Here is an 11,166-nt window from a genome sequence, read left to right on the forward strand (position 1 = left end):
AGCGACGCGAGTTGCTGACACGCCCGCGCAGAATGCCAACACCACGCCACGAAACGCCAAAACACCGACATGAATCGCCAACACCACGCCACAGAACGCCGACACGACGTCCACGAATCGCCAAAACAGCGACGCGAGTTGCTGACACGCCCGCGAAGGTTGCTGACACGGCGACGTGGGGTGCTGACGCCTCAGCCGGGGTAGAAGGGGACGGCGGAAGGGGAACGCTGGTCGTGGGGTCGCCATACGTCGCCGAGGTCGCTCGCGGTCCAGAGACCGGTGGAGTCGGCGACGACGGTCGGGCGTCCGGGTGCGGCGGTGATGCCGCGCATCGGCGCGATGAGGTTCGAGCTGTTGAACTGGTCGACGCGCAGTCCGTCGATGGGCACGCGCAGGACGGGCCGGGACTCCGAGCGGGTCGCCACGACGAGCGTGTCCTGGCTGTGCCAGTCGAGCGCCACGGCGTCGGACACGTCGTCGCCCTGCAGCACCCTCGGCGCTCGCAGCGACACCGACGTCCGGCTGTCCGAGTCGCGCACCACCGCGGCCACCACGACCTTGCCGCCGACGATCATCGCTGCGCGTGTGCCGTCGCGCGACACCCGCAGTTCGGTGATGTCCCCCATCGGGCTGATCTCCGCCGAGTTGACCGACTGGGCGACCCACCGGCCGTCACCGTCGGGCACGACCTGCAACACCCTCTCGCCGCCCGAGACGGTCCAGACCTCCCGGGACGGCTCGCCGCGGGTCGTGGAGGGGAACCACGTCGGGCGCGTCAACGATTCGGCGTCGACGTCGACCTCCTGGAGCGCGTCGCCGTAGTTGCCCACGCGCAGGTGGGCCCCGTCGCGGCGCGGTTCGACGACCGCGAGCTGGTCACCACCGAGCGACTGGGCCGCGCTGCGCACGCGGTACTGGCCCGCTCCCGCCGGCCCCTCGATCGGGGCCCCGCTCCCGAGCGAGTACACCCGGCCGTCGGCCACCATCAGCCCGGGAAGGTCGGAGCTCGGCGTCGCGGCCGCCTCGTAGGCGGGCAGCTCCCCCGGCCGCCAGTCGGCATGCCCGTCGATGAGCGGCCCGCCGTCCGAGAGCAACCGGACGCGCGCCGTGGTGACGGTCTGCAACGAGCGGACGACCTGCGCGGCGATGAGTTCGCGGTCCTGTTGGCTGCGGTCGCCGACGCCGGTCAGCGGCACGGACAACGCGCCGTCGCGGGTCGTGGTCACGTTGGTCTCGAGCGAGGCCGTGTCGCCGAGCGGGTTGCGCACGGCGCCGGTGAGCCCGGACGACGGTCCGGACAGCAGCAGGTCGACGACCCGGGCGGGCAGTCCGGACTGCGGCCGGGCCACGACGTAGCGCACGTCGGGCACCAACACGTTCGCCTCCGGCGCGGTGAAGTACACCGGCACGCGGAAGTACGTCTCCTCGAAGTCCGACGCCGTGATCGTGATGCTGCGCGGAGGGTCGACGATGCGCCATTCGCCCTCCTCCTGGCGCAGCAGGATGCTCTGCGCGACCGGTTCGTCGGACGGGATGAACGCCCCGTCGACACCCAGCCTGCCCACGTGGCCGCCGCGGACGGTGACGACCTGCTCGGGCGGGCCGGACGTGGCGGTCGGCTCGGAGGTCTGCTGCGGCGGCGCGGGCCGCGTCGTCTCCTGGGGACCCGCCGCGTCGTTGTCACCGCCCCCGTCGTCACCGTTGTCACTGCCGTTGCCACCACCGCCGTTGCCTCCGCCGTCGCCGTCCTCGGTGGGGCGGGGTGTCTCGGCGTCGGTGTCGGGTGCGCTGGTGTCGGGGACGTCGGGTGCGGCCTGGCCGTAGACGGTGCTGAACTCGTCCTCGATGACGGCGACGTTCTGGTCGGGGTGCCACTGCTGCCGGGCGCGCTGCGAGAGGTACGCACGGGCGGCCGCGTAGTCGGCAGCCGGTTCGGCACTGGCCTCGACGAACTCGCGCACGAGCGTCAGCGGGTCGAGTCCGGGGGCGGGTTCGGGCACGGCGTCGGTGGGCTGTCCGGGCCGCTGCTGGGGCAGGGCCTCGGGGTGCGATTCGGCGGGGATCGCGGCGCAGCCCGCGGTCAGCGCCGCGCTCACCAGCATCACGAGCGCCGTCCGCGCGCGGCCGAACATGCCGTTCATACGGTCTCCTCCTCCGCCGGCGCCTCGGTGTCGTCGCCGGCCGCCGACGGCACGTGGTCCTCCGGCGGCAGCGGCAACGGGCTCTCGGTGTACTCCCCACCGACGCGGCGCGGCAACGTGAGGCGGAAGCACGAGCCGCGCTCCGGTTCGCCCCACGCGTCGAGTGTGCCACCGTGCAGCCGCGTGTCCTCCTGGCTGATGGCCAGGCCGAGGCCGGTGCCGCCGGTGCGCCGGTTGCGGGACGGGTCGGCGCGCCAGAACCGGTTGAACACCAGCTCGCCCTCCCCCGGGCGCAGCCCGATGCCGTGGTCGCGCACCGTGACCGCGACGGCCCCGTCGCAGCCCTGCGCGTTCTCGGTCTCGGCCAGGCGGACACGCACGGGCCGGCCCTCACCGTGGTCGACGGCGTTGGCCAGCAGGTTCCGCAGCACGCGTTCGATGCGGCGGGCGTCGACCTCGGCGGTGATCTCGCGGTCGGGGACGTCGATCTCGATGGGGCTGCCGGTCGAGTCGGCCAGCGCGTGCACCTGCTCGGCCGCGCGTTCGATGATCGGCCGCAGGTCCACGACCTCCGGCGACAGCTCCTCGCGCCCGCGTCGAGGCGGGAGATCTCCAGCAGGTCGGCCAGCAGTTGCTCGAACCGGTCGAGCTCGTCGGTGAGCAGCTCCGTCGAACGTGCCAGACCGGCGGGGAACTGCTCGCGGGAGGCGTGCAGCACGTCGGCGGCCATGCGCACCGTGGTCAACGGCGTCCGCAGCTCGTGCGAGACGTCGGAGGTGAACCGGCGTTGCAGCTGGCCGAACTCCTCGAGCTGCTGGATCTGCCGTTGGATGCTCGCCGCCATCTCGTTGTACGACACGGCGAGCTTGGACAGGTCGTCCTCGCCGACCACCTCGAGTCTTCGGTCCAGGTCGCCGTGGGCGAACTGCTCGGCGGCGCCCGCGGCCCGGCGCACCGGTTGGACGACCTGGCGCACGACGATGTTCGTGATGCCCGCCAGCAGGGCCAGCAGCGCGAAGCTGCCCACGACGAGGGTGCTCTGCACCGTGGTGACCGTGTTCTGCTCCGACGTCAGCGGGAACAGCAGGTACAGCTGCAGCGGTCGCGTCGTCGTGGTGATCGGCGCGCCGACGGCCAGGTAGGTCGTGCCCGCCGCGGTGTGGAACTCCTTGGCGCGCGTGTTGCTCTCGACGAAGCTGCGCAGCCGGTCGGAGACCTTCTCGTACGGTCCGGCGGAGATGATGCGGTTCGCGGGCTGGTCGGGATCGCCGGCTGCGAGGACGGGTTCGAACGCGCCCGCCGCGGAGCTCGCCGCGTCCTGGGTGGCGATGGAGCTGCTGGTGATGCGGTTGACGGCGTTGGTCAACCGGTCGCGCAGCTGGTCGTCCTGCCCGGCGTCGCCGACGAGCTCGCCCTCGACCGACCGGACGACGACCTCGAGCTGCGCGCTCGCGGCGTCCTCCTTGGTCGTCATGAGCCGGTCGGTGATCTGGTTCTGCAGCACCATGCCCAGCACGAACACCACGGCCGCCGACATGGCGAGCGTGGAGACCGTGACGCGGAACTGCAGCGAGTGCCGCCACAGTTCGCCGAACGCGGTGCTCTTGCGCCGCCCGAACGCCGCGCCCCGGCGAGCCAGCGCCAGCAGTCTCCTGCCGAGCGCGGTCAGGCGTTGCTTCATACGACGATTATGGTGGGCCCGCCTTGTAGCCCACACCGCGCACGGTCAACACGACCTCGGGGTGCTCCGGGTCCCGCTCGACCTTCGACCGCAGGCGCTGTACGTGGACGTTCACCAGCCGCGTGTCCGCCGCGTGCCGGTAGCCCCACACCTGTTCGAGCAGCACCTCGCGGGTGAACACCTGACGCGGCTTGCGCGCGAGCGCCACCAGCAGGTCGAACTCGAGCGGCGTCAGCGAGATCGGCTCGCCGGCCCGCGTCACCTGGTGCCCCGGGACGTCGATGGCCAGATCGCCGATGGTCAGCGACTCGGCGGGCTCGGCGTCGTTGCGACGCAGCCGGGCGCGCACCCTGGCGACGAGCTCCTTGGGCTTGAACGGCTTCACCACGTAGTCGTCGGCGCCGGACTCGAGGCCCAGCACGATGTCCACGGTGTCGCTCTTGGCGGTGAGCATGACGACCGGGACGCCCGACTCGGCGCGGATGGCCTTGCAGACGTCGATGCCGTTCATCCCGGGGAGCATGAGGTCGAGCAGCACCAGGTCGGGTTTCATCTCCCGGAAAGCCGGCAGTGCCCGGGAACCGTCCGACACCACCGCGGTCTCGAAGCCCTCACCGCGCAAGACGATGGTCAGCATCTCCGCGAGAGCGGGGTCGTCGTCGACGACCAGCACACGTGCCTTCATGGCGACCATATTCGCACCTGTGGCCTGCGACGCTGCGAGAGACCCGACGTCGGCGTGTCCGCCGGGTGCGGCGGAGGTGCCGTGGGACTGCCGTGTGGCGGCCCCGGGGTGCGTCGAACGGGCGCGCCGGCCCGCGCGCGAAGGCGGGCCGGTTGGTGCGTCCGGCCGAGTCGGATGATCCGGACATACCAGCCGGCGCCCGCGACATCGACGCGGACGGAGTCTTAACAAGGTAATAACTCACATCTACCGCCGAACGGGGCGATTCTCGTCGACAATGCGGCTAGTGTTGCGTTATGCGGAACTCCGACGCTGCCCCTCATGCCGCCCGGAACTCCGACGATTCGCAGTCCGCTGAGCCGAAGAGTCCGGTGCAGTCGGTCGACCGGGCGGTCAGCATCCTCGAGCACCTCGCCAAGGACGGCGAAGTGGGCATCACCGAGATCGCCGACGAGCTCGGCGTCCACAAGTCGACCGCGTCCCGACTGGTGTCGGCGCTGGAGATGCGCAACCTGGTCGAGCAGGTCAGCGACCGCGGCAAGTACACGATCGGCCTGGGCATCGTCCGCCTCGCCGGCGCCGCGACCAACCGCATGGACCTGGCCAAACTCGGCAACCAGACGTGTCAGAACCTGGCCGACTCGCTCGGCGAGACGGTCAACATCGCGGTCTCCGACGGCGGTATCGCGATCAACATCAGCCAGGCGTTCGGGTCCGCGTCGATCACGGCGCAGAACTGGACCGGCCGCCGCACCCCGCTGCACGCGACGTCCAGCGGCAAGGTCCTGTTGGCGTTCATGGACCCCGGCCAGCGCCGCGAGATGCTCCAGCAGGGCCTCGAGGAGTACACCCCGCGCACCACGACGTCGCCGGACGAGTTGGCGGGCGAGCTGGCGCGCATCGCCGAGGACGGCTACGCGGCCTGCTTCGAGGAGTTCGAGCTCGGCCTGCACGCCGTGTCGGTGCCGATCTACGGCGACGAGGGTTCGGTGATCGCCGCGATGAGCGCCTCCGGCCCGTCCTACCGCCTGTCCCGCCAGCGCATCCGCCAGATCATCGGCCCGATGCGCGACGCCGCGATGGAGCTGTCGGCCCAGCTCGGCCACTTCCCCACCTGAGACACGGGGTCAGCCGCGGGCCGGAGCCACACGCGCTGCTCAGCAGAACCCGACGGGGGTCCTCCGCAGCTCGCGCGGCACGCCGAACTCCGCGGGCTGGCACGTGGTCTCCAGCACCGACATCCACAGGTCGCCGTCGGGGTCGACCCGGTTCCGGCGACTGGTCATCAGCGACAGCGGCACGTGCACGAACCGTCGCCGCCAGCGGGCGACGGCGATCTGCGTCCGGCCCGCCATGGCCGCGTGCGCCGCGGCGTGCGCCAGGCGCAGGCAGTAGACGCTGTCGTAGGCGTTCGCCACGACGCTGCGGATCGAGTAGCTCGGGTCGATGTAGCGCATCGTGGGCGCCAGGCCGACCTCCGTCAGATGGTCGGTGATGCGTTTCTTGAGCAGGTCGTCGATCTGGCCGAGCTTGACGTTCCCGGACGCGTCGGTGCCGCGTTCGTCCCGGCCGGGCAGGCCCGGTTCGTCGAGCAGGTCCTGGCCCGCCCCCTCGGCCAGCACGATGACGACGTAGCCCTTCTCCCGCACGTGTTGTTCGACGTAGGCCAGCAACCCGTCGGGCCCGTCGAGCGCGAACGGTATCTCCGGGATCAGGACGATGTCGGCGCCGTTGGCCGCCAGTGCGGCGTAGGCGGCGATGAACCCGGAGTGCCGGCCCATCAGCTTCACGAGACCGACGCCGTTGGGGCTGGCCGCGGCCTCGACCGACACCGACGAGATGAAGTCCATCGCGCTGGCGAACGCGCTCTGGAACCCGAACGACTGGTCGGTGAAGGGCAGGTCGTTGTCGATCGTCTTCGGCACGCCGAGGACCGCGATGTCCAGCCCACGCGCCTCGACCGCCTTGCTGAGGCACGTCGCGGCGCGCATGCCGCCGTCACCGCCGATGACGAACAGGACGTCGACGCCGTGCTCGACGAGGCTGTCGACCATCTCGTCGGGGTCCTGGCTGCCGCGCGAGCTGCCCAGGATCGTGCCGCCCGAGTGGTGGATGTCGCGCACGTGCTCCGGGGTCAGCTCGACGGTGTCGTCGCGGTACTCGGAGGTCAGGCCCCGCAGTCCGTTCCGGAACCCGACGATCCGCTTCACCTTGTAGTGCACGGCGAGTTCCTGCACGAGCCCGCGGATGACGTTGTTGAGCCCCGGGCACAGCCCGCCGCACGTCAGGATTCCCGCGGTGACGACGTCGGGTCGAAATAGATCTTCTTGCGCGGGCCCGCGGCCTCGAAGCTCGGGACCTGGTCCGGCGGCAGGTCGTGCTCGACCAGCATCGACACGGTGTCCTCGAGCAGCACCCGGTCGCCCTCGGCGACGTAGTGCGGCGAGGTCTGTTTCGTCGTGAGCATCTCGGAGAGCGGCGAGTCGTACCGACACTCGCCGAGACGGCGGACACGGAGATCGTCCAACTGCAGCGTCACCGAAGCTCCTCATCGAACGTCGTGTGGCTGATGCGGCGGATCTGGTTGCGCGAGATCAGGAGCGACTCGGCGACGACCACGCCCTCCTCGATCTGCGGACGTCCCAGGAGGTGGCCACCGCTGACGCCCGTCGCGGCGAAGAAGGCGTCCCCGGTGACGAGCTCGTCGCAGCGGTAGATGCGCTCGAGCGACATGCCGGCTGCGCGAATGGCATCGGCCTCCTCGTCCCGCTGCGGGGCGAGCCGGCCCAGCATGCCGCCGCCGAGCGCACCGACGGCCGCGGCCGTCATGACGCCCTCGGGGGTGCCGCCGACGCCGAGTAGCAGGTCGACGTCGAGCGTCGGCAGCAGCACGGCCAGGCTTCCGCCGACGTCGCCGCCCGCGGGCGTCTGCACCGAGGCACCGGCCCGCACGACACGCTGGATCAGTTCCTTGTGCCGCGGTTTGTCCATGATCATGACGCGCACGTCGCCGACCGGTTTCCCGAGCGCCTCGGCGACCTTGGCCAACGTCCGCTCCGGTGGGTCGTCGAGGTCGATGACGTCCTTGGCCGCAGGTGGCACCACGATCTTGTCCATGTAGAACCCGGGCCCCGGCGACCACAACGTGCCCCGCTCGCCGAACGCGATCGTGGCCAGCGCACCGGGAAGATCCTTGGCACAGAACGATGTTCCCTCGAGCGGGTCCACGGCGATGTCGAACTCGGGACCGGCCCCGGTGCCCACGACCTCGTCGTTGAACAGCATCGGGGCGTCGTCCTTCTCGCCCTCCCCGATCACGACCGTGCCGCGGCCGGGAGCCGCGGCCAACGCCTCCCGCATGGCCTTCGTCGCGGCGGCGTCGGCCGCGTCCTGGTCGTAGCGACCGACCCAGGCGTAACTGGCCACCGCGGCCTTCCGGGTGGCCTCCACCGCGACCGCCTCCAACACGTGAATGTCGTCGTGATTCACCGGCGAGATCTCGCTCCGAGACGCCATCATTGTCTCCTACTCAGATTCGGCGAAAAAAGATGAACCACGCCCGACAGACGCGCGCACGCGTCACTCGAGATTCGCGTGCAGGCGCCACAGTTCCCGCGCCTGCGTTCCGCTCGTCTTCCACAACGCGTGGAACAGCGCGTCGGTGATCAGCAGCACCGATTGTTCGAACAGGCTGCCCGCGTACTGGACGGACGCGTTCCCGTCGAAGTCCTGCTTGTCCGCGGCCGGCACGACGAGGACCTCCGTCGCGACCCTGGCGAGTGCGGACCCGGGGGCCGTGGTCAGGGCGATGACCTCGGCACCGTGTTCGCGGGCGGTCTCGGCGGCGCGGACCACACGCTTGGTCGACCCGGATCCCGACGCCGCGACCAGCACGTCGTTCGGCCCGATGGCCGGGGCGGTCGTCTCACCGACGACGTGCGTGGACAGGCCGAGGTGCATGAACCGCATCGCGGCCATCTGCAGGGCCAGGCCGCTGCGGCCGGTCCCGATGGTGAACACCGCGGGCGCCTCGAGCAGCAGCGCTCCGGCGCGGATCCACGCCGCGGACTGCACCGCCGCGCTGACCCTGTCCACCTCACCCACGACGGCACGCGTCGCGTCCGAGAAAAGTGTTTCGTCGAACTGCTTCGGCATCGACTTGGTCAACGGTATTACCTCCACTTTCGAAACCGGCCGAGAGCGACCAGGCCCGCCCGACAGAAATGACGAACCCCGGAACAAACCGTCCTCCGGGTGGCCGAGAAGGTCACAACAATGGTGGGTCACCGACTCGGCGGGCGGCAAGGTTCACGGCATTGGCAACGATTATCGCGTGATTTGGATAACGAATACTGGTACGCGGTCGGTCCGCGGGGATCTCAGCCCGCGCGGACGACCGCAGACTGCGGCGGGCCGCTGCGACGACGGCCTCGGCGGTGATGCCGAACTCACGGTAGAGCGTCGCGAAGTCGGCGGACGCACCGAAGTGCTCCAGCGAGACGATCTCACCCGCGTCCCCGGCGAAGCGGTGCCAGGGCTGGGCGATCCCGGCCTCGACGACGACCCTGACCCGTACCGACGGCGGCAGCACCTTCTCGCGGTACGCCCGGTCCTGTCGGTCGAACCACTCCACACACGGCATCGACACGACCCGCGTGGGCACCCCGTCCGCCTCCAGCACGGCCTTGGCCTCGACCGCCAGCTGCACCTCGGAGCCGGTGCCGACGAGCACGATCTCGGGACTGCCCGAGGATGCCTCGGCGAGGACGTAGCCGCCGCGGGCGACCCCGCCCGCCGACGTGCCCTCGAGGGTCGGCACGTTCTGCCGCGTCAGCGCCAGCCCGGCCGGGCCCGTGGTGTCCTCGAGCACGGCCCGCCACGCGTACGCCGTCTCGTTGGCATCGGCCGGCCGCACCATCGACAGCCCGGGAATGGCGCGCAGCGACGCCAGCTGTTCGACGGGTTGGTGGGTCGGACCGTCCTCGCCGAGGCCGATCGAGTCGTGCGTCCACACGTAGACGACGGGCAGTCGCATGAGTGCGGCCAGGCGCACCGCGGGCCGCATGTAGTCACTGAAGATCAGGAACGTGCCGCCGTACGGCCGGGTTCCGCCGTGCAGGGCGATGCCGTTGAGGATCGACCCCATCGCGTGTTCACGGATGCCGAAGTGCAGCGTGCGCCCGTAGGGCTGGGCCTTCCACGCGTTGGTGGAGATCTCGGCCGGACCGAAGGAGTCGGCCCCCTCGATCGTGGTGTTGTTGCTTTCGGCCAGGTCCGCCGAGCCGCCCCACAGCTCCGGCAGGGCATCACCGAGCTTCGCGAGCACCGCGGCCGAGGCCTTCCGGGTGGCGACGCCCTTCGGGTCGGGCTCCCACGCCGGCAGTTCCGCGGCCCAGTCACGCGGCAGTGCGCGGGCACGCAGGCGATCCAGCAGCGCCTTGCGCTCCGGGTTGCTCCGCGCCCACGCGTCGAACTCGACCTGCCACTTCTCGTGGTCGGCCTTGCCGCGCACGGCGACCTCGCGGGCGTGACTCAGCACGTCGCCGTCGACCTGGAAACTCTGCTCGGGGTCGAAACCGATGGCGCGCTTGAGGCTCGCCAGCTCCTCGCCGCCCAGCGCCGCACCGTGCACCTTGCCGGTGTTCATCTTGGTCGCGCCGGGTAGCCGATCACGGTACGCAGCACGATCAGCGTCGGCCGGGAGGTCTCCTGTTTGGCCTGTTCGACGGCCTCCAGGAAGCCGGCCACGTCCTCGCCGCCGTGCACCGTGAGCACCTGCCAGCCGTAGGACTCGTACCGCAGGGCGGTGTCCTCGGACAACGCGATGTGCGTGTCGTCCTCGATCGAGATCTCGTTGCTGTCGTAGATCACCGTGAGGTTGCCGAGTTGCTGCGTCCCGGCCAGCGAGGACGCCTCCGACGTGACGCCCTCCTCGATGTCGCCGTCCGAGGCGATCACGTAGATCTGGTGGTCGAACACGCTCGTTCCCGGCTCGGCGTCCGGGTCGAACAGGCCACGCTCACGACGGGACGCCATGGCCATGCCGACGGCGTTGGCCAGTCCCTGACCGAGCGGACCGGTCGTGGTCTCGACGCCCGTGGTGTGCCCGTACTCGGGGTGGCCGGGGGTGAGCGAATCCCACGTGCGCAAGGCCTTCAGGTCGTCGAGCTCGAGACCGTAGCCGGAAAGGAACAGCTGGATGTACAGGGTGAGGCTCGAATGTCCGGCCGACAGCACGAACCGGTCCCGGCCGATCCACTGCGCATCAGCGGGATCGTGCCGCATGACCCGCTGGAACAGCGCATACGCGGCGGGAGCCAGGCTCATCGCCGTGCCGGGATGCCCGCTGCCGCACCGTTCGACCGCATCCGCGGCGAGCACCCGGGCCGTCTCCACCGCGCGCTGGTCCAATTCGGACCAGTCGCCGGGGATCCGTTTGGTGGTCAGGCGAACGACCTCGTCCGCCGATTGGGTCACACGGTGTTCCGAGACCGATTCGTTTGCTGCCATCGAAACGCACTCCTGTTGGTGTCGGTTCGTCGGTGGTCAGGCGTTGGCGCGTTTGCGGAGTTGGCTGGCGGCTTCGGCGGGGTCGGCGGCGCTGTAGATGGCGCTGCCGGCCACGGCGACGGTGGCGCCGGCCTTGCGGACCGCGCCGA

At 70.6% G+C, this 11,166-nt stretch carries 7 protein-coding genes and 2 pseudogenes; 1 reads left to right on the forward strand and 8 read right to left on the reverse strand.

The window, feature by feature from the left end:
- Positions 1-191 precede the first annotated feature (191 nt).
- The 3 genes and pseudogenes from BJF85_RS22245 to mtrA form a co-directional block, all read right to left on the reverse strand.
- Entirely contained in the window at positions 192-2,141 is a 1,950-nt protein-coding gene (locus BJF85_RS22245; protein ID WP_075849977.1) for an LpqB family beta-propeller domain-containing protein, read from the reverse strand.
- Positions 2,138-3,822: pseudogene (gene mtrB / locus BJF85_RS22250) on the reverse strand (MtrAB system histidine kinase MtrB). The gene BJF85_RS22245 and the pseudogene mtrB overlap by 4 nt, the downstream one beginning before the upstream one ends.
- Before the next feature lie 7 nt (positions 3,823-3,829).
- A complete protein-coding gene (gene mtrA, locus BJF85_RS22255; protein WP_075849979.1) occupies positions 3,830-4,507 on the reverse strand; it encodes an MtrAB system response regulator MtrA in 678 nt (225 codons plus the stop codon).
- A gap of 296 nt (positions 4,508-4,803) precedes the next feature.
- Here mtrA and BJF85_RS22260 point away from each other — a divergent pair, with 296 nt between their 5' ends.
- Positions 4,804-5,625, forward strand: a complete 822-nt coding sequence (locus BJF85_RS22260; protein WP_075849978.1) for an IclR family transcriptional regulator — start codon at positions 4,804-4,806, stop codon at positions 5,623-5,625.
- Between the two features lie 39 nt (positions 5,626-5,664).
- On the opposite strand, the gene BJF85_RS22265 is transcribed toward BJF85_RS22260, so the two are convergent.
- From BJF85_RS22265 to tkt, 5 genes and pseudogenes are all read right to left on the reverse strand, one after another.
- Positions 5,665-6,798, reverse strand: a complete 1,134-nt coding sequence (locus BJF85_RS22265; RefSeq protein WP_255375853.1) for an ATP-dependent 6-phosphofructokinase — start codon at positions 6,796-6,798, stop codon at positions 5,665-5,667.
- Positions 6,792-7,046, reverse strand: coding sequence for a hypothetical protein (locus tag BJF85_RS30645; protein ID WP_255375854.1), 255 nt, complete (start codon positions 7,044-7,046; stop codon positions 6,792-6,794). The genes BJF85_RS22265 and BJF85_RS30645 overlap by 7 nt, the downstream gene beginning before the upstream one ends.
- Entirely contained in the window at positions 7,043-8,023 is a 981-nt protein-coding gene (gene glpX, locus BJF85_RS22270; RefSeq protein WP_075849980.1) for a class II fructose-bisphosphatase, read from the reverse strand. The genes BJF85_RS30645 and glpX overlap by 4 nt, the downstream gene beginning before the upstream one ends.
- A gap of 63 nt (positions 8,024-8,086) precedes the next feature.
- Positions 8,087-8,674, reverse strand: a complete 588-nt coding sequence (gene hxlB / locus BJF85_RS22275) for a 6-phospho-3-hexuloisomerase (RefSeq protein ID WP_222844634.1) — start codon at positions 8,672-8,674, stop codon at positions 8,087-8,089.
- A 226-nt stretch (positions 8,675-8,900) separates the two neighbouring features.
- Positions 8,901-11,017: pseudogene (gene tkt, locus BJF85_RS22280) on the reverse strand (transketolase); the annotation flags it as partial.
- Between the last annotated feature and the right edge of the window lie 149 nt (positions 11,018-11,166).

Source organism: Saccharomonospora sp. CUA-673, from assembly GCF_001942305.1.
Taxonomy (GTDB): domain Bacteria; phylum Actinomycetota; class Actinomycetes; order Mycobacteriales; family Pseudonocardiaceae; genus Prauserella.

Coding starts and splice junctions, on each gene's coding strand:
- BJF85_RS22245 (WP_075849977.1), bottom strand. CDS start 2,141: ATGAACGGCATGTTCGGCCGCGCGCGGACGGCGCTCGTGATGCTGGTG.
- mtrA (WP_075849979.1), bottom strand. CDS start 4,507: ATGAAGGCACGTGTGCTGGTCGTCGACGACGACCCCGCTCTCGCGGAG.
- BJF85_RS22260 (WP_075849978.1), top strand. CDS start 4,804: ATGCGGAACTCCGACGCTGCCCCTCATGCCGCCCGGAACTCCGACGAT.
- glpX (WP_075849980.1), bottom strand. CDS start 8,023: ATGGCGTCTCGGAGCGAGATCTCGCCGGTGAATCACGACGACATTCAC.